We start from the raw sequence: 23,387 nt of genomic DNA, 5'->3' as shown, positions 1-23,387 counted from the left end.
CTTACTTGGCTGCGCTCGCTGCGTGCAGTGCCTGTTGCGCACCACGCTTGTTCTTGATCACGTAGCAGACCCACATGAACACGACCCACACCGGAATCGCGTACACCGAGATCTGAATGCCCGGGATCAGCAGCATCACGCCAAGGATGAACAGAACGAACGCCAGGCAGATGTAGTTGCCGTACGGATACCACAGCGCCTTGAACAGCGGCTTCTGGTGGGTCTTGTTCATGTGCTGGCGGAACTTGAAGTGCGAGAAGCTGATCATCGCCCAGTTGATCACCAGCGTCGCAACCACCAGCGACATCAGCAGTTCCAGCGCATGTTGCGGGATCAGGTAGTTGAGCAGCACCGCCACCAGGGTCACGGCTGCCGAGGCCAGGATCGAACGTACCGGTACGCCGCGCTTGTCGATCTTCGCCAGCGCTTTCGGCGCGTCGCCCTGCTCGGCCATGCCCAGCAGCATGCGGCTGTTGCAATAGGTGCCGCTGTTGTACACCGACAATGCCGCGGTCAGAACCACGAAGTTGAGGATGTGCGCAGCGGTGTTGCTGCCAAGCATCGAGAACACCTGCACGAACGGGCTGCCGCTGTAGGAATCGCCGGAAGCGTTGAGGGTTTCCAGCAGGCTGTCCCACGGAGTCAGCGACAACAGGATCACCAGTGCGCCGATGTAGAAAATCAGGATCCGGTAGATCACCTGGTTGATCGCTTTCGGGATCACGGTTTTCGGCTTGTCGGCTTCGGCTGCGGTGAAACCGAGCATTTCCAGACCGCCGAAGGAAAACATGATGATCGCCATGGCCATCACCAGGCCGCTGACGCCGTTCGGGAAGAAACCACCGTGGGACCACAGGTTGCTCACGGCCGCCTGCTCACCGCCATGGCCGCTGACCAGCAGGTAGCTGCCCAGGGCGATCATGCCGACGATCGCCACGACCTTGATGATCGCGAACCAGAATTCGGCTTCACCGAAGACTTTGACGTTGGCCAGGTTGATCGCGTTGATCAGCACAAAGAACGCCGCGGCAGTGACCCAGCTCGGGATCTCCGGCGCCCAGTAGTGGATGTATTTGCCGACCGCGGTCAGCTCCGACATGCCCACCAGGATGTACAGAATCCAGCAGTTCCAGCCCGACAGGAAGCCGGCGAAACCGCCCCAGTATTTGTGCGCAAAGTGGCTGAAGGAGCCGGCCACCGGCTCTTCGACGATCATTTCGCCGAGCTGGCGCATGATCATGAAGGCGATGAAGCCGCAGATGGCATAGCCGAGGATCATCGACGGACCGGCGGATTTCAGCACCCCGGCCGAGCCGAGGAACAGTCCGGTACCGATCGCGCCACCGAGGGCGATCAGTTGAATATGGCGATTTTTCAGGCCGCGTTTCAGCTCGCCTGATTGCGAGTTTTGTCCACTCATGAAAAAGGTCTCACGCAAGGTTTGATGATGTTCAGTAGACGTTGCTGCAAGGTTGCGATTTCAGCCAACCTTGATCAAACCCCAGCGCAGGCACCAGGAATTCAGCTTTTTTACAACGGTCATGCGTCACCTGTTTGTTTTTATCTGTGACGAAATCGAACCCGACACGCTTGTGACGCGGCGGAGTGAACAAGGCGGATAAACCTTGAGGTTTGCGCGATTACGCAGAGGGTCACAGTTAAAACGCGGCGCATTGTACACCGCTAACCCCCTGCTGCCAGACCTCGCCGGATCAGCGTGTCGGTTGCCGGGATTGCATGTGCCCACCCCGGGAAGCCCGGGCGGCTGCAAAATTTGAGTCAGGCCTTTGCAGGCCATCGGCGTGGACGATGGAAGATTCGCCCCACGTGGAGAAGTGAAAATGGATAACGGCGTTCATTGCGCCTCCTTCTTGTTATGCACCTGCACGACAGGCATGCCGCGCATCTCACCTTCCAAACGACGCTGAAACAAGCACGCCAGAGGGCTGCGCAAGGCCCGGTGAGCCTGGCTCCGGCAGATTTTCCTTACACCCAGGCAAAGCCACCCGATTCATGGGACGGCGAGGGCTTTTTCGTAAACATCCACTGACAGCGCGTAACGTAAAGTTTCCACTCCAGACCCCTCGAAGAGGCGTCCGGTGATTGACGTTAGCTGGCTAACTATTTGAAAGGCGTTAAGTTTTTTGTTTAAAAAAAAGAAAAACACGCCCGAAAAAAAGAAATAAAAAGTCCAAAAAAAAACGCCAACCCTGAGGTTGGCGTTTTCTGTTTTCAGCTTGAAGCTTGCCGCTCGAAGCTTACAACCGCGTTATTCCGGCTTCTTGCGACCGAAACCCGGACGCTGACCGGAACCGGCCGGTGCGCCACGGCGCTTGCCCGACGGTTTGTCATCGTCAGCCAGCTTGATGCCTGGACGCTTCGGCGATGGCTTGGACGGACGCTTGGTGTCGACTGGACGATCCGCCACCGGCGTACCGCGACCTTCGCCACGCTCGGTACGGCCATTGGCCGGACGCGGTGTGCGTGGACCGCGCTCGCCATCCGGACGCGCTGTCGGTTTGCGACCTGGACGCTCGCCTTCGATCTGCGGCTCGCGAACCGGACGCGGACCGGCGCCAATTGGCGCACCGTTGGCCGGACGCAGGGTACGCACGCGCTCGGTACGGGCCATCGGACGCGACGACTTGCGTTGCATGCGGTCGAGCTTGTCTTTGCTCTTGGCATTCAGTTGCGGCATGGCCACCGGGGTCAGGCCGACTTCGGCGCTCAGTACGTCGACTTCGTACTGGCTCATTTCGCGCCAGCGGCCCATCGGCAGGTCGGAGTTGAGGAACACCGGACCGAAACGCACGCGCTTCAGGCGGCTGACCACCAGGCCCTGGGATTCCCACAGGCGACGTACTTCACGGTTACGACCTTCCATCACCACGCAGTGATACCAGTGGTTGAAGCCTTCGCCGCCCGGTGCCTGTTGGATATCGGTGAACCGCGCCGGGCCGTCTTCCAGCACCACGCCGGCCTTCAGGCGCTCGATCATTTCGTCATCGACTTCGCCGCGTACACGCACCGCGTACTCGCGGTCCATCTCATAGGACGGGTGCATCAGGCGGTTGGCCAGTTCACCGTCGGTGGTGAACATCAGCAGACCGGTGGTGTTGATGTCGAGACGACCGATGTTGATCCAGCGGCCTTCTTTCGGACGCGGCAGCTTGTCGAACACGGTCGGACGGCCTTCCGGGTCGTCACGGGTGCAGATCTCGCCATCGGGCTTGTTGTACATGATCACGCGGCGAACCGACTCGGCGGCTTCTTCACGCTTGATGACCTTGCCATCAATGGTGATGGCGTCGTGCATGTCGACACGCAGGCCCAGGGTGGCGTCTTTGCCATTGACCTTGATCCGGCCGGCAGCGATCCAGGATTCGACGTCACGGCGCGAGCCGACGCCGATACGGGCGAGGACTTTCTGCAGCTTTTCGCCTGCTGGGCCGATTTCCTGGTCGTCTTTCTGATTGATGTCACTCATCTGGGCACCTCCCGGTGTGGTCTGTTCAGCGGCGCTGAATTGAGCCGCTGAAGCGTTGAAATCTGGGTTTTCGGGCGAAGGGATCGCCGAAGGGTCGCGAATCATACGCGGATGTGGCCGCGCGCGCATCAGAGACTAGTCGATCAGGCCAAGGTTATTTCTTTTTCCGCCGACCGGTGGCCCCGAGCTTGATCAGACGCAGCGCGGCTTCGGCCAGTACGGTGCGCTTGTCGTCCTTGTCGAGTTTCTTCCAGGCCCGGATCTCGCGCTTGCTGCGGCCGCAGCCGAGGCAGATGTCGTCGCTGAACTTGCAGACGCTGATGCACGGGTCCTTGGTCGAGCTCATGCTCAATCCTCGAACTCGCGGCGTTCGGCTTCAATGGCTTCGGCCAGGGCGCGGGCTTCGGCTTCTTCTTCGCTCAGCTCTTCCTCGGCGGCGGGTTCCGGGGCGGGCTGTTCAAGCCGGGCGACGGCGGCCAGCAGTTTTTCCCGGGCTTCGGCCACGCCGAGCACATCGTCTTCCTGCTCAGGTTCGTGCTCGAATTCAGGTTCATGCTCAAATTCAGGCTCGAATTCAGGTTCTGGCTCACCCTCGTGCGGCGGCTCGAGCGGATCGGACTCAACCCCGGTCGGCAGCGATTCGCCGCCCACCCCGTCACGCAGCAAGTCGTCGAAGTCGGTCTTGATCCCCTCCTCCATGCTGTCCAGTTCCAGCAGCAGGGTGTGGAAACTGGTTTCTTCCTTCGGCTCTTCCGGCTCGGCACTGGCGTCGGCCAGTTCCTGCAAGCCCGGTGGCACCGGAGCGTCGTCGAAGTCGAGCACCGGTTCCGCCTCGATCTCGCGCAATTCGGCCAGCGGCGGCAGATCGTCGAGGTTCTTCAGGTTGAAGTGATCGAGAAACGCCTTGGTGGTGGCGAACATCGCCGGTTTGCCCGGCACGTCGCGGTAACCGACGATGCGAATCCACTCGCGCTCGAGCAGCGTCTTGACGATGTTGGTGTTGACCGCCACGCCCCGCACGTCCTCGATTTCGCCCCGGGTGATCGGCTGGCGGTAGGCGATCAGCGCCATGGTTTCCAGCAGTGCGCGGGAATAGCGCTGCGGACGCTCCTCCCACAAGCGACCGACCCACGGTGCGAACTTTTCACGGATTTGCAGGCGATAGCCGGAGGCGACTTCCTTGAGCTCGAACGCCCGGCCCTCGCAGGATTTGCCGAGCAGGGTCAGGGCTTTCTTGAAAACCGGCGGTTCCGGGCGCTCGCCTTCCTCGAACAGTTCATACAGGCGCTCAAGGGATTGCGGCTTTCCCGAGGCCAACAGAAAGGCTTCAAGCAGGGACGCCAGCTCGCGGGGTTCAGTCAGGTTCATATCGGGACTCGTTATTCGGCTCGGGCTCGCACGTGGATCGCGGCGAACGGCTCATTCTGCACCAGCTCGATCAGGGATTCCTTGACCAGTTCAAGGATGGCCATGAAGGTCACCACCACCCCGAGCTTGCCCTCTTCGGCGGTGAACAGCTCGATGAACGGCACAAACCCGCCGCCCTTGAGCCGCTCCAGCACGTCGCTCATGCGCTCGCGGGTGGACAGTGCCTCGCGGCTGACCTGATGGCTTTCGAACATGTCGCCGCGACGCAGCACTTCGGCCATGGACATCAGGATTTCTTCCAGCGCCACGTCCGGCAACAGCTTGCGCGCGCGGGCTTCCGGGGCGTCGAGCTTGGGCACGATCACGTCGCGACCGACCCGGCTCAGGCCATCGATGCCTTCGGCGGCGGCCTTGAACCGTTCGTACTCCTGCAGGCGGCGAATCAGTTCGGCGCGCGGGTCGTCCTCTTCGTCCTCGACGGTTTCGGCCCGGGGCAGCAGCATCCGCGACTTGATCTCGGCCAGCATCGCGGCCATTACCAGGTACTCGGCGGCCAGTTCCAGGCGCACCGACTGCATCAGCTCGACATAGCCCATGTACTGGCGGGTAATTTCCGCCACGGGGATGTCGAGGATGTTGATGTTCTGTTTGCGGATCAGGTACAGCAACAGGTCGAGCGGGCCTTCGAAGGCTTCGAGGAAGACTTCCAGCGCATCCGGCGGGATGTACAGGTCCAGCGGCATTTCCGTGACGGCCTGGCCGTAGACCATGGCAAACGGCAGTTCCTGCTGGGCACCGGCCTGGGGATCAACGGTTTCCACTGCAGACATTCAGGCCTCGACCATGAATGGAGCGGGATCGCCGCAACCGACGCGGGTCACTTCCGGATCGTCGCCCGTGAGGTCGATCACGGTGGAGGCCTTGATACCGCCGGAACCGCCGTCGATGATCAGGTCCACCTGATGCTCGAGCAACTGGCGCATTTCGTACGGGTCGCTCAACGGGTCTTCATCGCCCGGCATGATCAGGGTCACGCTCATCAACGGCTCGTCCAGTTCGGCCAGCAGCGCCAGCGCGATCGGATGGCTCGGCACCCGCAGACCGATGGTGCGCTTCTTCGGATGCAGCAACAGCCGCGGCACTTCGCGGGTGGCGTTGAGAATGAAGGTGTACGGCCCCGGCAGGTGGGCTTTGAGGATTCGAAAGGTCCCGGTGTCGATCTTGGCGTAATTGCCCAGCTGCGACAGGTCGCTACAGATCAGTGCGAAGTTGTGTTTCTCGTCGAGCTGACGCAGGCGTCGAACGCGCTCGATGGCGTTCTTGTCGCCGATCTGGCAGCCGATTGCGTAGGAAGAGTCCGTGGGATAAACCACCACTCCGCCCTTGCGGATGATCTCGACCGCCTGTTTGATCAGGCGCGCTTGCGGGTTTTCCGGATGAATCTGGAAAAATTGACTCACATTCTCTACCTGTTCAGACGGCGGCAATAACTGGGTCATGTTTGAACCGACCCCACAGGGGTGGAAGGTCCTCCGGCACCGGCCGGTACTGGCCGATCTCGGACCAGCCACCAGGGCCATGGAAATCACTGCCGGCGCTGACCAGCAGACCGAACTCACGGGCAAGGATGGCAAGGCTGCCCACCTGTTCCGCAGGCTGATGGCCATTGACCACTTCGATCGCATGCCCGCCCGCTTGAATATAGTCGGCAATCAGCTTTCGGCGCTTGCTGCGGGTGAAATCGTAGTGCCACGGATGCGCCAGGCTGACCCAGGCGCCGGCGGCGCGCAACGTGCCGACGGTGTCTTCCAGGGTCGGCCAATGCTGCTTGACGTCCCCCAGCTTGCCGGCGCCGAGCCATTTGCGAAACGCCTCGGCGCGATCCTTTACAAAACCTTCACGCACCATCCAGTCGGCGAAATGCGGGCGGGCCGGCGCGTTGCCGCTGTCGCCCAATTCCTGCTGGATCTGCCGCGCGCCGTCGAGCGCATTCGGCATGCCCTTGAGGGCGAGCTTGCGGCTTATTTCTTCAGACCGCAGCCAGCGGCCGTCGTGCAACTGCGCAATCGCCTCGATCAACGGCGCGGCATTGACGTCAAAACCGTAGCCGAGCACGTGAATGGTCGCCCCGCCCCAGGTGCAGGACAATTCGACGCCGTTGACCAGTTGCATGCCCAGCCCCTCGGCGGCCGTGCGCGCTTCGGCGAGGCCTTCGAGGGTGTCGTGATCGGTCAGGGCCAGGACTCGCACGCCGTTCTCGAACGCACGCGCAACCAGTGCCGCAGGCGCCAGGGCGCCATCGGAGGCCGTGCTGTGGCAGTGCAAATCAACATTCACGGGGATGTGTTACCTCAAATCAGCTGGCGCTATCGCGCGCCCATATGTTTGTTATTATGCCGCCACATCCAGCTTCTGGCTCTCACTGTGAAACAATTCATCGATTTCATCCCGCTTCTGCTGTTCTTCATCGTCTACAAACTCGATCCACGCACCGTCGACGTTGCCGGCCATGAACTGACGGTAGGCGGCATTTACAGTGCCACCGCCATGCTGATCATCAGTTCCCTGGTGGTGTACGGCGCGCTCTTCATCAAGCAGCGCAAGCTGGAGAAGAGCCAGTGGCTGACCCTGATCGCCTGCCTGGTGTTCGGCAGCCTGACCCTGGCCTTTCACAGCGAAACCTTCCTGAAATGGAAAGCCCCGGTGGTCAACTGGCTGTTCGCCCTGGCCTTCATCGGCAGCCATTTCATCGGTGACCGCCTGCTGATCAAGCGCATCATGGGCCACGCGTTGACTCTGCCGGATCCGGTCTGGACCCGCCTTAACATCGCCTGGATCGCCTTTTTCCTGTTCTGCGGGGCCGCCAACCTGTTCGTCGCCTTTACCTTCCAGAGCATCTGGGTGGACTTCAAGGTGTTCGGCAGCCTGGGCATGACCGTGCTGTTCCTGGTCGGTCAGGGCATCTACCTGTCCCGTCACCTGCACGACGCCGATACCACAACGCCAAAAACCGAGGACTGACATGCTCTACGCCATCATTGCCACCGACGTCGCCAACTCCCTGGAAGCCCGCCTCGCTGCGCGCCCGGCACACCTTGAACGCCTGCAAGTGCTCAAGGGCGAAGGCCGCATCGTGCTGGCCGGCCCGCACCCGGCGGTCGACAGCAATGATCCGGGCGCAGCAGGTTTCAGCGGCAGCCTGATCGTCGCCGAATTCGACTCCCTGAGCGCGGCGCAAGCCTGGGCCGATGCCGACCCGTACGTCGCCGCCGGCGTATACGCCAATGTTGTCGTGAAGCCGTTCAAGCAAGTCCTGCCGTAACCTCCCCCGCAAAAGCCCTCAGCGCGATGAACCTTGTCGGTTCATCGCGTTCTCAATCGCTCATTATTCTCGTTTGCCGGCCGACAACCTGCCCAATATCCATTTGGAAACAGGAGTCGCGATGCGCAAGGGTCCGTTGTGTCTGATGTTGGTCACGTTGTCGATCATGGCGCCCGCCCATGGTGAAGAAAGCACCGAAGGCAACAGCTCCACGCCGCTTTCATTGAGCGCCGGCAGCCAGATCACCGAGTTGCAGCAGCGCCTGAAGGCCAGCGAGCAGCAACGGGAAGAACTGAGCAAACAACTGCAAAATGCCGACAACACCCGCGAAAGCGCCCAGCTCGCCCGGTTGCGCCAGGAGAACCAGCGTCTGAAGCTGCAACTCAAGGAGGCCCAGGCCAGCCCGCTGCCGCGCCTGTTGACCGAACAGCAGCAATGGTTCGTCACCGGGGCCGGGGTAGCGCTATTGGCGCTGCTCTGCGGTATCTTTGCCAGTGGAGCAAGCCGAAAACGTCGGCAATGGCTAAATTGAGTGAGTCATGAGCGAGCTGTTACTGATTGATGATGACCAGGAGTTGTGTGAACTCCTGAGTAGCTGGCTGAGCCAGGAAGGCTTTCAGGTCCGGGCCTGTCACGATGGCCAGAGCGCCCGCAAGGCGCTGGCCGAAACCGCGCCGGCGGCCGTGGTGCTGGACGTGATGCTGCCCGACGGCAGCGGTCTGGAACTGCTCAAGCAACTGCGCAGCGATCACGCCGACCTGCCGGTGCTGATGCTCTCGGCCCGGGGCGAGCCGCTGGACCGGATTCTCGGCCTGGAACTGGGCGCCGACGATTACCTGGCCAAACCCTGTGATCCGCGCGAACTGACCGCTCGCCTGCGCGCCGTGCTGCGCCGCAGTCATCCGGCCGCCGTGTCGACCCAGCTCGAGCTGGGCGACCTGAGCTTCAGCCCGGTGCGCGGCGTGGTCAGCATCGACGAAAAGGAATTCACCCTCACCGTCTCCGAAAGCCGCCTGCTTGAAGCCCTGCTCAAGCAACCGGGCGAGCCGCTGGACAAACAGGAACTGGCGCAGATCGCCCTCGGCCGCAAGCTGACGCTGTACGACCGCAGCCTGGACATGCACGTCAGCAACCTGCGCAAAAAGATCGGCCCGCACCCCGACGGCCGCCCGCGCATCGTTGCCCTGCGCAGCCGTGGCTACTACTACAGCCTCTGATCGTCTGTCAGTTTTGTCAGGTCGGCGCGAAAACGTGTTTACCCAAGCTTTACACAGCGCTGACCGTCGCTGACCTTGATCTCCGTAATCTGTACTCATCCGGAACGTACCGGGAACGAGACAAAGGAGATTCACCATGCGCAAGACTCTTATCGCTCTGATGTTTGCCGCTGCCCTGCCGACCGTCGCCATGGCCATGCCACAGGATGGCGGCCCGATGGGTGGCCCGCTGGACGGCCCGCGCCATGGCGGTCAGATGCACGGCATGCACGGCAAAGGCCCGTACAGCCAGCTCGACTTGTCCCGCGAACAGCGCGAGCAGATCCGCAAGATCATGGGCGAGCAGATGCACGAGCGTAAACAGACGGTCGAAAAATACCTGGAGAAACTCTCGCCAGCCGACCAGAAAGCCATGAAGGACGAGATGGCGGCCAACCACAAGAAAGCCGAGTCTGATGTTCGCGCCGTGTTGAAACCGGATCAACAGAAGAAATTCGACGAGATCCAGAAGAAACAGGCCGAACGTCGCGCCGAATGGGCCGAGTTCAAAGCCTGGAAAGCGCAACAGCCGCAAAAGGCGCAATAATGTTCTAGCGTCACGCCCCGACCCAACGGCTCACCGCCGTTGGGTTTTCTTTGTTTGAGGATTTTCTGTGCGTTCATTGTTCTGGCGTATCCTCGCCAGCTTCTGGCTGGCCATCGCTCTGGTTGCAGGGCTTTCCATTCTGCTGGGGCACATGCTCAACCAGGACGCGTGGATCCTCAGCCGCCATCCGGGCCTCAACACCCTTGCCGCCGAATGGACGCAGACCTACGAAGCCCAAGGCGAAGACGCCGCCCAGGACATCCTCGAACAGCGCAAACGCCAGTACCACATCGACGTGCAAGTGCTGAATGAAAGCGGCGACCCGGTGGTGCGCGGCACCTTCCCCCGGCGCGCGGCAGCCTTCGAGGCGCGGCAGAACAACGATGACCGACGCCTGCCCTGGCGCCGTCTGACCGACGAATTCACCAGCGACAAAAGCGGCGACACCTACCTCTTCATCTACCGCATCCCGCACCCGGAACTCGACGCCTGGCACCGCGAAAGCCTGCTCTGGCCGTTGAGTGCACTGGGTATCGCGCTGGTGGTGCTGACCCTGTTCAGCCTGCTGGTGACGTTTTCCATCACCCGCCCGCTCAGTCGCCTTCGCGGCGCGGTGCATGACCTCGGCCAGACCACCTATCAACAGAACAGCCTGGCGCAACTGGCCAACCGTCGCGATGAATTCGGCGTGCTGGCCAACGACTTCAACCGCATGGGCGCCCGCCTGCAAAGCCTGATCGGCAGTCAGCGCCAATTGCTGCGCGACGTGTCCCACGAGTTGCGTTCACCGCTGGCACGGCTGCGCATCGCCTTGGCACTGGCGGAACGGGCGAGCCCCGAAGAACGGGAAAAACTCTGGCCGCGCCTGACCCGCGAGTGTGACCGGCTGGAAGCGTTGATCAGTGAAATCTTGGTGCTGGCGCGAGTCGATGCCGACAACGCCAGCGCCGAAGACGTGGATCTGAATGCCTTGCTCGCCACCCTGCAAAAGGACGCTCAATTGGGTTCGCCAGAGCAGACCGTGCGTCTGGAGGCCGAGCCGGCACTTAATCTGACAGGCTGGCCGACCATGATCGAACGAGCCGTGGACAACCTGCTGCGCAATGCCCAGCGCTTCAACCCGGTGGGGCAGTCGATTGAAATGCAGGCGTCACGTCAGGGTGAGCGGATCGTGGTCAGCGTGCGCGACCACGGGCCGGGGGTGCAGGCCGAGCATCTGAGCCAGCTGGGCGAACCGTTTTATCGGGCGCCGGGGCAGACCGCTGAGGGTCATGGCCTGGGGCTGGCGATTGCCCGGCGGGCAGCGGAGCGGCATGGCGGGACGCTGGTGCTGGCCAATCACCCGCAGGGCGGATTCGTGGCGAGTCTTGAATTGCCGCTCGTACCGGGGGCAGTTGTCCAACCATGAAACCAATGTGGGAGCGAGCCTGCTCGCGATAGCTTTTTGTCAGTCAATGGTGATGTGACTGGCTGCCCCCTATCGCGAGCAGGCTCGCTCCCACATTTATTTAGTGTGTCAGGCCTTTGCCGGCCAAGCGCTGACAAACTCCGCCAAATCAACCTTCTCCGCCACCCGCGGTTCTTTCTGCGGCGTGCCGAGGTACAGAAACGCAATCACCTCTTCGTCATCCGTCAGGCCCAAGCCCTTGGCGACATGTTTCGAGTAGGCCAGATCACCCGTTCGCCACACCGCGCCAATCCCCTGCGCGTAAGCCGCCAGCAGAATCCCGTGCGCCGCACAGCCTGCGGCCAGCAACTGCTCGGCCTTGGGGTATTTGACGTGATCCTGCAACCTGGCGATGACCACGACCACCAGCGGCGCCCGCAACGGGCCATTGCGGGCCTTGTCGATCATCGCTTCGGTGACTTCGCCTTCCTGCATTTGTGCAGCTTCGGCCAGCAACTCGCCCATCTGCTCACGCGCCGCGCCTTCGACGGTCAGGAAGCGATACGGCTGCAAATGGCCGTGATCCGGTGCGCGGGTCGCGGCGGCGAACAGCACTTCGCGCTGTTCGGCGGTGGGGGCCGGATCGATCAGTCGTGGAACGGAAACACGGTTGAGCAAAGCGTCGAGAGCCTGCATCGGCCACCTCCTGAAAAAAATGTCCGGCTATTCTAGCTGCAAGTGATCCAGACGCGTCGGTTTACATGCCTTGCACCGCAGGTAGAATGGCGCCCTTCCCACATCAGCCCGAGCGGACTTCATGGCGTTGCCGACCTTACGGATCATTGGTTTCATCATCGGCATCTTCCTGATCACCCTGGCCGTCGCCATGGTCGTGCCCATGGCCACCCTGGTGATTTTCGAGCGCACCGGCGATCTGCCGTCGTTCCTCTGGGCGAGCATGATCACCTTCGTCGCCGGCCTCGCGCTGGTGATTCCCGGTCGCCCGGAACACATTCACCTGCGCCCTCGCGACATGTACCTGCTGACCGTCAGCAGCTGGCTGGTGGTGTGCATTTTCGCCGCACTGCCGTTTTTGCTGACCCAGCACATCAGCTACACCGACTCGTTCTTCGAAAGCATGTCCGGCATCACGGCCACCGGGTCGACCGTGCTCAACCACCTGGACGACATGTCCCCCGGCATCCTGATGTGGCGCTCGCTGCTGCACTGGATCGGCGGCATCGGCTTCATCGGCATGGCGGTGGCAATCCTGCCGCTGCTGCGCATCGGTGGCATGCGCCTGTTCCAGACCGAATCCTCGGACCGCTCGGAAAAGGTCATGCCCCGCTCGCACATGGTGGCGCGGCTGATCGTGGCGGCCTACGTCGGCATCACGATTCTCGGCAGCCTGGCGTTCTGGTGGGCCGGGATGAGCCCGTTCGATGCGATCAACCACGCGATGTCAGCGATTTCCACCGGCGGGTTCTCGACCTCCGACCAGTCCCTGGCCAAGTGGACGCAACCGGCGGTGCACTGGGTCGCGGTGGTGGTGATGATTCTCGGCAGTCTGCCGTTCACCCTGTACGTGGCGACGCTGCGCGGCAACCGTCGGGCGCTGATCAAGGATCAACAGGTGCAGGGTTTGCTCGGCATGTTGCTGGCGACCTGGCTGGTGCTCGGCACCTGGTACTGGTGGACTACCAATCTGCATTGGCTGGACGCGCTGCGTCATGTGGCGCTGAACGTGACATCAGTAGTCACGACGACGGGATTTGCATTGGGGGACTACAGCCTGTGGGGCAATTTCTCGCTGATGCTGTTCTTCTATCTGGGCTTCGTCGGTGGCTGTTCCGGTTCGACGGCGGGCGGGATCAAGATCTTCCGTTTCCAGGTCGCCTACATTTTGCTCAAGGCCAACCTTAACCAGCTGATTCACCCACGGGCGGTGATCAAGCAGAAGTACAACGGTCACCGCCTCGACGAGGAAATCGTTCGTTCGATCCTGACGTTCTCGTTCTTCTTCGCGATCACCATCTGCGTGATCGCCCTGCTGCTGTCGCTGTTGGGCGTGGACTGGATGACCGCGTTGACCGGCGCCGCCAGCACCGTGTCCGGCGTAGGCCCGGGCCTGGGCGAGACCATCGGCCCGGCCGGCAACTTCGCCAGCCTGCCGGATGCGGCCAAGTGGATTCTGTCGTTCGGCATGCTGCTCGGCCGACTGGAGATCATTACGGTGTTTGTACTGTGTATTCCGGCGTTCTGGCGTCACTGATCGCCTTCGGCGCCTCCAGCAACCGCGCCCGGTAATCGCCGGGCGTGGTGTCGAACCAGCGACGGAAGGCGCGGAAGAAATTGCTCGGATCGGCAAACCCCAACAGATAGGCAATCTCCAGCAAGGTCATGCTCGGTTGCGCCAGGTATTGCTCGGCGAGTTCGCGGCGGGTGTCATCGAGCAACTGCTGAAAACTGGTGCCCTCCTCCTGCAAGCGTCGTTGCAAGGTACGCTGGGACAGGTGCAGGGTCTGCGCCACCGTGTCGCGCTTGGGTTCGCCCTGCGGCAGCAGGCGGCACAACACCTGACGCGCCTTGTGGGTCACGCGGCTTTCGGAAAAACGCGCCAGATACTCCCCGGCGAACCGGTCGTGCAGCAGCGCCATCGCCTCGTTGGCGGTGGGCAGTGGCGCTTCCATGTCGGCCCGTTCGAAGATCAGCGCGTCATACGGCGCGTTGAACACCAGCGGTGCATGGAAGGCTTGTTTGTAGGGTTCGAGATCATCCGGTTCGTCGCCCTGCACCAGCACTTTGCGCGGGTGCAGCGTGCGCCCGGTCAGCCAGCCGCACAGCGCGAGTGCGCAGGCCAGCGAAGCTTCGGCACTTTGCCGGGTGGGCGGTAGATGATCGCCGTGCACCGTCAGAATCAGCGCATAACCTTCATCGAGCAGGCGAAAACTCAGATCGGCACTTTCGGCGATGATCCGCTGATAACGCACCAGACGCTGAAAACCTTCCGCCAGCGTATTACTGGACATCAGTGCATAGCCCGCGACATGGAACGAAGCCGGCCGCACCACCTTGCCCATGTTCAGGCCGATCGCCGGATTCCCGGACAGCTCGACCGCCCGTTGCCAGAGTCGGGTCATGGAATCCTGTGGGAAGCGCGCGTCCGGATCCTCCAGCGCCGCGTAGTCGAGCCCCAGCTGTCTGAACAGAACCCGGCAATCCAGGCCGTCCATTTCCAGTGCCTTGACAATCCCCATCGCCCAGCTTGCAGATGTCGTTCGTTCGCTCATGGCGTTTTTTCTTGGATGACATGGTGAGCCGCATACTACGGCCGATTTCCCAAGGATAGTAAAGTGGCGCCGATTGTCACTGGCCGACGCCATTGATCACTCTAGACTCAAATAAGCTACCCGCCGAACAACTTGCAATCAGAACAATAGCCACAGAGATCGCAGTCGTGGAAACCCTCAAGCCTTTCAACAGCTTCGCCGAGTTCTATCCGTATTACCTCAGCGAGCACAGCAACAGCACCTGCCGTCGCCTGCATTTCATCGGCACGACGCTGGTGATCTTCATTCTCGCCCTGACCATCGCCAAGGGCGCCTGGCTGCTTTTACTTGCGTTGCCGCTGGCGGGCTACAGCTTTGCCTGGGTCGGCCATTTCTTTTTCGAGAAAAACCGCCCGGCCACCTTCCAGCACCCGTTCTACAGCCTGCTCGGCGACTTCGTCATGTACCGCGACATGATCCTGGGCCGCGTGCCGTTCTAGAAATTCCGACCAAGAGGATTGCCGATGAATGCCAATGCCCGTTTCACCCACATGAAGGACGGCACACCGGACGACTGGGCGATCATTGCGGCGGATTTCAGCGCCTATGCCCGTCAGTTGCCGGGCCGGATCATGGCCCACCTGAAACTGCTAGAAGGCGATTTCGGCGGTTTCCCGGTGGATCGCCTGACCCACTCGCTGCAAACCGCGACCCGCGCCTTTCGCGACGGGCGCGACGAGGAATACGTGGTCTGCGCCCTGCTCCACGACATCGGCGACACCCTCGGTTCCTACAATCACCCGGACATTGCCGCCGCCATCCTCAAGCCGTTCGTCAGTGCCGAGAACCTGTGGATGGTGGAAAAGCACGGGATCTTCCAGGGCTACTACTTCTTCCATCACCTGGGCATGGATCGGCACCTGCGCGAGCAGTTCAGCGAGCACCCGCAGTTTCTGGCGACCGCGGAGTTCTGCGCCAAATACGACGCGGCGGCGTTCGACCCCGAGTACGACACCCTGCCGCTGAGCTTCTTCGAGCCGATGATGGAAAGGCTGTTTGCCCAGCCGAAGAACTCGATCTACAAGGCGGCGATGGAAGAGCACAGCCCGGCCTGAATCGATTTGAAAACTCAGACCAGCTCGGCAACCTTCGCCGCTTTCAACTCGGCCTCTCGCGCCTGCGCATCGGCCAGGCGATACAACTCGATCGTGCCGTCCCAGTGCTCGATCAGCGCCGTACACGACTCCACCCAATCGCCACAATTGAGGTAATCCACCTCGCCGACCTTGCGGATCTCGGCGTGGTGAATGTGTCCGCAGACCACCCCGTGCAACTCGCGCTTCACGCATTCGTGGGCGATGGCTTCCTCGAAATCGCTGATAAAGCTGACCGCCGTCTTCACCTTGTGCTTGAGATAGGCCGACAGCGACCAGTAGCCGTAACCGTATTTCGCCCGCCAGTGATTGAGCCAGCGGTTGAGGGTCAGGGTGAATTCGTAGGCCGAATCGCCGAGGAACGCGAGCCAGCGGTGGTAACGGGTGATCACGTCGAACTGGTCGCCGTGAATCACCAGCAGATGCCGGCCATCGGCGGTGACGTGGACTGCCTCGTCGACCAGCTGGATGTTGCCCAGAATCAGTTTCGAATAGCGGCGCAGGAATTCGTCGTGGTTGCCGGTGACGTAGATCACCTCGGTGCCACGCTTGCTCATGGTCAGCAAACGGCGAATCACGTTGGTGTGCGCCTGGGGCCAGTACATGCCGCCGCGCAGTTTCCAGCCGTCGATGATGTCACCGACCAGGTAGATCTTGTCGGCGTGGTAGCCCTTGAGAAATTGCGACAGATGCTCGGCCTGGCAATCCCGCGTGCCCAGGTGCACGTCGGAGATCCACAGGGTGCGAACCCGTTGTTTACGGCTGGGTCTGGCGAGCTCGGCGCTGGTCATGGGCAACCCTCTGCGATGTTTTCGCCACTGTGCGCGCGCCCGGTTAATCGACCATGACAGGTGTGCGTCAGTCGTGTGACAAACGCGTCGCCCCTGTGCCGGTGTAGACTGGCGGCTCGCCCGGAGACCGCCATGCAACCGATCCTGACCCTGCGCCATTACAGCCACGACCTGATCGCCCACAGCCACGACCACGCACAACTGGTGTTCGGCCTGTCCGGCGCGCTGGATTTTGAAGTCGAAGGGCACGGCAGCCAGGTCTTGCAGCAGAGCTTCGTGGTGATCCCCGCCGGCGCGCATCACGCGTGCGGCAGTCCCAAGGGCAGCCGTTGTCTGGTGCTGGATGTGCCGGACGCACAATGGCTGACGCGCTCGCTGGGCAATCACGCCGATGCCAGCCGCCGTCTGCTGGACAACGCCGCGCGGTTGTCGCTGGATGCCGGGCAAGGTCAACTGGTCAACTGGCTGGCGAACAGTCCGGTGGACGATCCGTTGATTGCGCAACAGGGCGCGGTGTTGCTGCTGGCGAGCCTGAACCACGTGCCACCCGCCGAGATCGTCGCGCGCCGCCTGCCCTACGCGGCACTCGACGCGCACATCGAGCAGTACGCGGCCTATCCGCTGCAAGTGGCGGATCTGGCGCGTGTCGCCGGATTGTCCAGCGCCCGGTTGCATGCGCGGTTCGTCGCCGAATGCGGGCAAACGCCTATGGACTACATTCGCACTCGCCGGCTGCACAAAGCCGTGGCGCTGTTGCGCAACACCACGCTGCCCGTCGGTGAAGTGGCCAGCCGGGTCGGCTACAACTCGCAAAGCGCGTTCTCGGCCGCCGTCCTGCGTGAGTTCGGTACGTCTCCTACACAATTGCGACGCGAGGCTGACGACAAAAGTCGATAGCCTGCCGACAGACTTTTGCGCCGTGACACGCTTCAATGTGTGCCTGTAATGGTGTTTGGAAAAAGGACTGCAATGACTCCCCGTACCGCCCTCGGCGCCCTGCATATCGGCGCACTGATGTTCGGCCTGACCGGCGTCTTCGGCAAACTCGCGGCCGCAACGCCCGCCGTCATCGTGTTCGGGCGCGCCGCGTTTGCCGTGCTGGCCCTGGCGTTTTTCGCCCGCTTCGCCCAACAGGGCGGCTGGCAGAAACTGCAGGCCGTCGACTGGCGGCGCCTGGCCCTGAGCGGCGTGCTGCTGGCCGGGCATTGGGTGAGTTTCTTCATTGCGGTCAAGGTCGCGGGCGTTGCCATCGCGACCCTGGGTTTCGCCAGTTTCCCGGCCTTCACGGTGATCCTCGAAGGGCTGATCTTTCGCGAGCGCATCCGCATCAATGAAATCGTGCTGGTGGTGCTGGTCAGTGTCGGACTGGTGCTGGTGACCCCCGCCTTCGATCTGGCCAGCGGCGCGACCACCGGCCTGCTCTGGGCGATCCTGTCCGGCCTGCTGTTTTCCCTGTTGTCCCTGACCAACCGAGCCAGCTCAGGACGCATCCCGGCGGTGCAGGCAGCGCTGTGTCAGAACGTGGTGGTGGCGTTGTGTCTGCTGCCGGTGGCGGCGCCGCAACTGAGCGAAGTACGGGCCATCGACTGGTTGTGGATCGGTCTGCTCGGGGTGTTCTGCACCGGCGTCGCCCACAGTCTGTTCGTCGCCAGTCTCGCGGTGATCAAGGCGCGCACCGCCGCAGTGGTGTTTGCCATGGAGCCGGTGTACGGGATTACCGTGGCGTGGTTGCTGTTCGATGAAGATCCGACCCTGCGCATGCTGATCGGCGGCGTGCTGATCATCGTTGCGATCGTGGTGTCGAGCCGGCTGTCAGGCAGCAGCGACAAGAAAACCGTCGCGGCCGAAGCCGCCTCTCACTGAGTACGGTCGTTGTGGCCGAGGTCGCGGTCAGGGTCGATCCGGTCGCGCACCCGCTGCTTGAGCACCTTGGCTTCGGGGAAACCGCCGTCGGCCTTGCGTTCCCAGATCTGCACGTCGTTGCAGGTGATGTGGAATATCCCGCCGGTGCCCGGCACCAGTGACACTTTGCCAAGATCGTCGCCGAAGGTGCTGAGCAGTTCTTGCGCCAGCCACGCGGCGCGCAACAGCCACTGGCATTGCGTGCAATAGGTGATGACGATTTCCGGTTTTGTGACGGTCATGATTGCTGAAACTCCTGAGCCAGAGGGCGCCGCTATAATAGCCGGCTTTATCGCTCGCCCCGAGAATCACGATGCGTCGTCTTCTGATCTGCCTGCTGCTTGGTTTCCTCCCCCTGTTCGCTGGTGTCAGCGTCCATGCCAGTGAGACCACACGCCCGAAAGTCGGACTGGTGCTATCCGGTGGCGCGGCCCGTGGCCTGGCGCACATCGGCGTGCTCAAGGCGCTGGAAGAACAAGGCATCAAGATCGATGCGATTGCCGGCACCAGCATGGGCGCGGTGGTCGGCGGGCTGTACGCCTCGGGCTACAAGATTGACGAGCTGGAAAAACTCGCCCTGACCATCGACTGGCAGCAGGCATTGTCCGACGCCCCGCCCCGCAAAGACGTACCGTTCCGGCGCAAGCAGGACGACCGCGATTTTCTGGTGAAACAGAAGCTGAGCTTTCGCGACGACGGCAGCCTCGGCCTGCCCTTGGGCGTGATCCAGGGCCAGAACCTCGCGCTGCTGCTCGAAAGCCTGCTGGCCCACACCAGCGACACCCGGGATTTCGACAAACTGCCGATCCCCTTCCGCGCCGTGACCACCGACATCGCCAACGGCGAAAAAGTGGTGTTCCGCAAGGGCCATCTGCCCCAGGTGATCCGCGCCAGCATGTCGATCCCGGCAGTGTTCGCCCCGGTCGAACTCGACGGCAGATTGTTGGTGGATGGTGGCATGACCGACAACATTCCCCTCGATGTGGCGCGGGAAATGGGCGTCGACGTGGCCATCGTGGTCGACATCGGCACCCCACTGCGCAACCGCAAGCAACTGGTGACCGTGGTCGATGTGCTGAACCAGTCGATCACCCTGATGACCCGACGCAACTCCGAAGAGCAACTGGCGACCCTGCATCCCGACGACGTGCTGATCCAGCCGCCGCTGGCGAGTTTCGGTTCCACCGATTTCGGTCGCGGCCAGGAGATGATTGACGCCGGCTACCGCGCAACCCAGGCCCTGAACGTGCGCCTCGCGCGTCTCAAACCCGTGCAGTCGCAGGACGCCGAACTCAACGCTGCCCGCGCGCCGGGCCAGCGCACGCCGATCATCACTGCGATCAAGGTCGAGAACGACTCGAAAGTCGGCGATGACGTGATCCGCTATTACATCCGCCAGCATATCGGCGAACCGCTGGATCTGGGTCGCCTGCAAACCGACATGGGCACCCTGTACGGCCTCGATTATTTCGAGCAGGTGCAATACCGCGTGGTGCACAAGGGCGCGGATCACACGCTGGTGATCAGCGCGCGCGGCAAGCGCACCGGCACCGATTACCTGCGGGTCGGCCTCAGCCTGTCGGACGACATGCGCGGTGACAGCGCCTTCAACCTCGGCGCCAGTTACCGCATGAACGGCATCAACCGGCTCGGCGCGGAATGGCTGACCCGGGCACAGATCGGCGATAAACAAGAGTTATACAGCGAGTTCTATCAACCGCTGGACGTAGGCTCTCGCTACTTCGTGGCGCCTTATGCGTCGTTCGCCGCACAAAACGTCGACTCGGTGCTGGACAACGATCCGATCGCCCAGTATCGCGTCGAGCGCTACGGCTTCGGCCTGAATGTCGGCCGGCAGATCGGCAACAGCGGCGAAGTGCGTTTCGGCGTCGGCGAGGCTTGGGGCAAGGCCGATGTACGGATCGGCGATCAGGACCTGCCGAGCGAAAACTTCAACGAAGGGTTCTATGCGCTGAAGTACTCCTTCGACTCGCTGGACAACGTCTACTACCCCCACGAAGGCGAAGACATCGGCCTGACCCTGGTGCAGTTCGAGCCGAGCCTGGGTTCCGACACGCGCTACCGGCAGTGGGAATTCAAACTGGACAAGGCCATGAGCAGCGGCCCGGATACGCTGATCCTGGGCGGTCGTTACGGTCGAACGCTGGACGATGCCAACGTGGTGACCTCCAGTTTCCTGCTCGGCGGCGCCCGGCAACTGTCCGGTTTCCGCGAGGACGCCATCTCCGGGCAGAACGTCAGTCTGATGCGCGCGGTGTATTACCGCCGTCTCACCCCGCGCTCGTACCTGCCGCTGGACTTCCCGCTGTACGCCGGCGCCTCGCTGGAACGCGGCCGGGCGTGGAACAACGACAACGAGTTCGACAGTGGCTACATCAACGCCGCCAGCGTGTTCATCGGCTTCGATACGCCGCTGGGGCCGCTGAACTTCAGCTATGGACTGAACGATGCGGATGAGCAGGCGGTGTACCTGAACCTCGGGCAGACCTTCTGACGGCGCTCAGCGAATCCCCGCCAACAGCGTGCGCGCCGTTTGCCTGAGGGGTTCGTCGGCTTCCTTGAGCAGTTCGTTGAGCAAGGCAATGGCGCTGTCGAGATCGCCGTCGTCGATGCAGGTCTGGGCCTGTTCGAGTTTGCCGGCGTTTGCGGCGTCCGAGGGTTCGGATTCCGGCGCCTGCAGCTCCAGTGGCTCCAGCGAGAGCGACGTGCCGGGATCGCCAAATTCGTTGAGAAAGTCCTCGTCCAGCGGCTGCGCTTCCGGCTCGGCGATCCATTCCAGTTCGGCGGTTTCAGCGTCGTCGGGCAGGGTTTCCGGCAGTTCGAAATCCTGTGGCAGTACCTGCAGATCGGAGCCGAGCGTTGATGGCGCCTGTTCAGGTGCGTCGGTGGTGGAGCGAGTCTCCTCAAGATCCCAACTCGACGCCATCGAGAGCTGATCCAGGTTCAGTTCGAAATTGTCTTCGGGTTCCGGCTCCACAGGGGGTTCGATCGGCAGCGCAGCAATCACCGGAGCCGCTGCCGCCAGAGGTGCGGCGCTGGCCAGTTTCGGGTAGCGGGCGCGAATCTCCTGCAAGCGCTGATCCTCGACCCCGAGCTGGCGCAGGCGGTTTTCCTGCTCGTCATAGATCGGCGTGTCGCCCTGCCGCCCCAGCACTTCAAGCAACTGCACGCCAAGGTCGATGCGCTCCGGTTCCCGCTGCAACGCATCGCGCAACAGACCGGCAGCCTCGCCCAAGCGTCCGTAGGCCAGATAAATGCCGACCGCTTCCAGCACATCACCGTTGGCGTGTTCCTCGCGATGTTCGACAGCACTGTGAACGGCACTCGGCTGCATCGGTTCGGCGTCGTCGACCGGGGGTTCGTTTCGAACCGGCAGGAACGGTGTCGGCGCCTCAGCCCCTTGTTCCTGCTGGCGGTGCCGACGCACATACAGCCCTGCCACCAGCAATCCCAGTACCAGCAGCAGTCCGCCGAGCAGCGGCCAGTTGAGTGAATCCTCCGGGGACTCAACCGGGGCAATGACCGGCGCAGGCACAGGCGCCACGGGTGCGACAGGTGCCGGCGGCGCCTGTTGCACTTCAATCAGATGGGCCTGCAAATCACCGAGCTGTTTCTTGCCGTCAGCGATCAGCACTTCCTGCGCCTGAAGCTTCACGTTCAATGCATCGATGGTTTTTTGCAGTTGCTGGTTCTGCAGAATGCTCGCCGCCAGTTGCTCGGCCTGCGCGTCGGCGACCGGAGCCGGTGGCTGCACCGGCGCAGCAGGTTTGGCCGGCGTAGTTGCGGTGGGAGTCTCGGGGGTCGGGAATTCCGAGGATTGCGCGCGCGCCGTCGGCTCGTCGGTGGCCGGAACAATTCCCGGTGAGCCCGGCGGGTCGATCAGCACGGTGTATTCGCGCAGCAGGTGGCCGTTGGGCTGATCGAGCTGCACCAGGAAATTCAGAAAGGGTTCGTTGACCGGTTTGGTCGAAGTCACCCGGATCATGTTGCGATTGCCGCGCAGGATCGGGGTGAACTTGAGGTTGTTGAGAAAGAACACGCGCTCGACGCCGGCGCGGCCAAACTCGTCCGCCGAGGCCAGACGAACCGCCAGTTCGCTTTCGCTGACGCCCCCGACATCCACCAGCGCGATGTCAGCCTTGAGCGGCTGATTGAGGGCTGAATGCACGGTGATGTCACCGAGCCCCAGCGCCAATGAGGCGGTGGACCAGGTGAGAACACCGGCCACCAGCAGCGAGTTGGCGCAACGCTTTACCACGTGCCGACTTCCGAGCATGAGCATCCCTTGAATAAGCAAAACCGACTTCTATGCGTTCGCACATCCGGTACGAACACGATATTGCCCAGTAGTTCTTATAGTCCGCCCAGCGCGATCTCTCAAAAAAACGGCACGCGGTTATGCCTCAAGACTTTTCCAGGTTAGCCAGAATGTGCCCGTGAACCCGCATGCAGACCTTCAGATCCGCCTCGTCGACGCCTTCGAACAATTCCTTGCGCAATTGTGTTGCGATGGTTTCGATCTGCTCGATCAGCGGCAAGGCCGGTGCGCACAGCACGATTTTTTTCGCCCGGCGGTCTTCCATCACGGACTGGCGTTGCACCAGGCCCTGGCTTTCCAGGCTGTCGAGCAGACGGGCCAGGGTCGGCCCTTCGACGCCGACGCTCTGCGCCAGCTCCCGCTGAGTCGGCGCCTCTTCGAAACGCGCCAGATGCAGCAGCACCAGCCAGCGTGCCTGGGACAAGCCCAGACCGGCCAGCCGGCGATCCAGTTCGGCACGCCAGCCACGGGACATCTGGGCCAATTGCATGCCAAAACGGTGTTGATCGGTTAACGGCATAAAACACTCATGATTAGACTGAACAAATAGAGAAAAACTAATTAT

The 23,387-nt window shown here is 62.1% G+C and carries 25 protein-coding genes; 12 read left to right on the top strand and 13 right to left on the bottom strand.

Annotation, left to right across the window (positions count from 1 at the left end):
* Position 1 precedes the first annotated feature (1 nt).
* From ACEN93_RS24650 to ACEN93_RS24620, 7 genes are all read right to left on the bottom strand, one after another.
* On the bottom strand, positions 2-1,420 hold the full coding sequence (locus ACEN93_RS24650; protein WP_039765508.1) for an amino acid permease: 1,419 nt from the start codon (positions 1,418-1,420) through the stop codon (positions 2-4).
* An 849-nt stretch (positions 1,421-2,269) separates the two neighbouring features.
* Positions 2,270-3,487, bottom strand: coding sequence for a 23S rRNA pseudouridine(2605) synthase RluB (gene rluB, locus ACEN93_RS24645; RefSeq protein ID WP_134334348.1), 1,218 nt, complete (start codon positions 3,485-3,487; stop codon positions 2,270-2,272).
* A gap of 154 nt (positions 3,488-3,641) precedes the next feature.
* The gene (locus tag ACEN93_RS24640; RefSeq protein WP_007958358.1) at positions 3,642-3,833 is read right to left on the bottom strand and encodes a DUF1289 domain-containing protein; all 192 of its coding nucleotides are present in this window, start codon (positions 3,831-3,833) and stop codon (positions 3,642-3,644) included.
* A gap of 2 nt (positions 3,834-3,835) precedes the next feature.
* Positions 3,836-4,855: an SMC-Scp complex subunit ScpB gene (gene scpB / locus ACEN93_RS24635; RefSeq protein ID WP_495610624.1), complete on the bottom strand. Its 1,020-nt coding sequence runs from the start codon at positions 4,853-4,855 to the stop codon at positions 3,836-3,838.
* An 11-nt stretch (positions 4,856-4,866) separates the two neighbouring features.
* Positions 4,867-5,685: a segregation and condensation protein A gene (locus ACEN93_RS24630; protein WP_011333006.1), complete on the bottom strand. Its 819-nt coding sequence runs from the start codon at positions 5,683-5,685 to the stop codon at positions 4,867-4,869.
* On the bottom strand, positions 5,686-6,315 hold the full coding sequence (locus ACEN93_RS24625) for an L-threonylcarbamoyladenylate synthase (RefSeq protein WP_039765617.1): 630 nt from the start codon (positions 6,313-6,315) through the stop codon (positions 5,686-5,688).
* 13 nt (positions 6,316-6,328) lie between these two features.
* Complete coding sequence (locus tag ACEN93_RS24620) at positions 6,329-7,192, bottom strand: PHP domain-containing protein (RefSeq protein ID WP_495610623.1); 864 nt, start codon at positions 7,190-7,192, stop codon at positions 6,329-6,331.
* Positions 7,193-7,279: 87 nt separating this feature from the next.
* On the opposite strand from ACEN93_RS24620, the gene ACEN93_RS24615 reads away from it, so the two are divergent.
* The 6 genes from ACEN93_RS24615 to ACEN93_RS24590 all read left to right on the top strand — a co-directional run bounded on the left by ACEN93_RS24615 (position 7,280) and on the right by ACEN93_RS24590 (position 11,388).
* A complete protein-coding gene (locus tag ACEN93_RS24615) occupies positions 7,280-7,876 on the top strand; it encodes a septation protein A (RefSeq protein ID WP_011333003.1) in 597 nt (198 codons plus the stop codon).
* Position 7,877: 1 nt separating this feature from the next.
* On the top strand, positions 7,878-8,177 hold the full coding sequence (locus ACEN93_RS24610) for a YciI family protein (RefSeq protein ID WP_039765503.1): 300 nt from the start codon (positions 7,878-7,880) through the stop codon (positions 8,175-8,177).
* A 121-nt stretch (positions 8,178-8,298) separates the two neighbouring features.
* A complete protein-coding gene (locus ACEN93_RS24605; protein ID WP_039765500.1) occupies positions 8,299-8,709 on the top strand; it encodes an SH3 domain-containing protein in 411 nt (136 codons plus the stop codon).
* A 7-nt stretch (positions 8,710-8,716) separates the two neighbouring features.
* Positions 8,717-9,394 (top strand): response regulator transcription factor, encoded by a 678-nt coding sequence (locus tag ACEN93_RS24600; RefSeq protein ID WP_007958370.1) that lies wholly within the window; start codon positions 8,717-8,719, stop codon positions 9,392-9,394.
* A 136-nt stretch (positions 9,395-9,530) separates the two neighbouring features.
* On the top strand, positions 9,531-9,980 hold the full coding sequence (locus tag ACEN93_RS24595; RefSeq protein ID WP_007958371.1) for a Spy/CpxP family protein refolding chaperone: 450 nt from the start codon (positions 9,531-9,533) through the stop codon (positions 9,978-9,980).
* Between the two features lie 67 nt (positions 9,981-10,047).
* Positions 10,048-11,388: a sensor histidine kinase gene (locus ACEN93_RS24590; RefSeq protein ID WP_495610622.1), complete on the top strand. Its 1,341-nt coding sequence runs from the start codon at positions 10,048-10,050 to the stop codon at positions 11,386-11,388.
* Between the two features lie 108 nt (positions 11,389-11,496).
* Here ACEN93_RS24590 and ACEN93_RS24585 read toward each other — a convergent pair whose 3' ends face one another.
* Positions 11,497-12,063, bottom strand: a complete 567-nt coding sequence (locus ACEN93_RS24585) for a nitroreductase family protein (RefSeq protein WP_495610621.1) — start codon at positions 12,061-12,063, stop codon at positions 11,497-11,499.
* Positions 12,064-12,184: 121 nt separating this feature from the next.
* Between ACEN93_RS24585 and ACEN93_RS24580 the strand changes: the two genes are divergently transcribed.
* On the top strand, positions 12,185-13,639 hold the full coding sequence (locus ACEN93_RS24580) for a TrkH family potassium uptake protein (protein WP_039765494.1): 1,455 nt from the start codon (positions 12,185-12,187) through the stop codon (positions 13,637-13,639).
* Here ACEN93_RS24580 and ACEN93_RS24575 read toward each other — a convergent pair.
* Positions 13,596-14,657 (bottom strand): AraC family transcriptional regulator, encoded by a 1,062-nt coding sequence (locus ACEN93_RS24575; protein WP_011332998.1) that lies wholly within the window; start codon positions 14,655-14,657, stop codon positions 13,596-13,598. The genes ACEN93_RS24580 and ACEN93_RS24575 overlap by 44 nt on opposite strands.
* A gap of 167 nt (positions 14,658-14,824) precedes the next feature.
* Here ACEN93_RS24575 and ACEN93_RS24570 point away from each other — a divergent pair, with 167 nt between their 5' ends.
* The gene (locus ACEN93_RS24570) at positions 14,825-15,136 is read left to right on the top strand and encodes an Mpo1-like protein (protein ID WP_041475173.1); all 312 of its coding nucleotides are present in this window, start codon (positions 14,825-14,827) and stop codon (positions 15,134-15,136) included.
* Positions 15,137-15,160: 24 nt separating this feature from the next.
* On the top strand, positions 15,161-15,751 hold the full coding sequence (locus tag ACEN93_RS24565) for an HD domain-containing protein (RefSeq protein ID WP_039765489.1): 591 nt from the start codon (positions 15,161-15,163) through the stop codon (positions 15,749-15,751).
* 14 nt (positions 15,752-15,765) lie between these two features.
* Here ACEN93_RS24565 and ACEN93_RS24560 read toward each other — a convergent pair whose 3' ends face one another.
* Positions 15,766-16,581, bottom strand: a complete 816-nt coding sequence (locus ACEN93_RS24560) for a UDP-2,3-diacylglucosamine diphosphatase (RefSeq protein ID WP_039765488.1) — start codon at positions 16,579-16,581, stop codon at positions 15,766-15,768.
* 132 nt (positions 16,582-16,713) lie between these two features.
* Here ACEN93_RS24560 and ACEN93_RS24555 point away from each other — a divergent pair, with 132 nt between their 5' ends.
* Complete coding sequence (locus ACEN93_RS24555; protein WP_039765486.1) at positions 16,714-17,478, top strand: AraC family transcriptional regulator; 765 nt, start codon at positions 16,714-16,716, stop codon at positions 17,476-17,478.
* Between the two features lie 72 nt (positions 17,479-17,550).
* Positions 17,551-18,444, top strand: coding sequence for a DMT family transporter (locus ACEN93_RS24550; protein WP_085666728.1), 894 nt, complete (start codon positions 17,551-17,553; stop codon positions 18,442-18,444).
* On the opposite strand, the gene ACEN93_RS24545 is transcribed toward ACEN93_RS24550, so the two are convergent.
* Positions 18,438-18,725, bottom strand: coding sequence for an Rdx family protein (locus ACEN93_RS24545; RefSeq protein WP_039765482.1), 288 nt, complete (start codon positions 18,723-18,725; stop codon positions 18,438-18,440). The two genes, ACEN93_RS24550 and ACEN93_RS24545, sit on opposite strands and share 7 nt — an antisense overlap.
* 71 nt (positions 18,726-18,796) lie before the next feature.
* On the opposite strand from ACEN93_RS24545, the gene ACEN93_RS24540 reads away from it, so the two are divergent.
* Complete coding sequence (locus ACEN93_RS24540) at positions 18,797-20,998, top strand: patatin-like phospholipase family protein (RefSeq protein WP_085666729.1); 2,202 nt, start codon at positions 18,797-18,799, stop codon at positions 20,996-20,998.
* A 6-nt stretch (positions 20,999-21,004) separates the two neighbouring features.
* On the opposite strand, the gene ACEN93_RS24535 is transcribed toward ACEN93_RS24540, so the two are convergent.
* Positions 21,005-22,780: a motility hub landmark protein FimV gene (locus tag ACEN93_RS24535; RefSeq protein ID WP_085666730.1), complete on the bottom strand. Its 1,776-nt coding sequence runs from the start codon at positions 22,778-22,780 to the stop codon at positions 21,005-21,007.
* Positions 22,781-22,907: 127 nt separating this feature from the next.
* Positions 22,908-23,342, bottom strand: coding sequence for a MarR family transcriptional regulator (locus tag ACEN93_RS24530; RefSeq protein ID WP_039765478.1), 435 nt, complete (start codon positions 23,340-23,342; stop codon positions 22,908-22,910).
* Between the last annotated feature and the right edge of the window lie 45 nt (positions 23,343-23,387).

It is taken from the genome of Pseudomonas sp. Pseusp21 (assembly GCF_059492145.1).
Note: the sequence above shows the minus strand (reverse complement) of the source record. Positions and strands in the feature narration are given on the sequence as shown.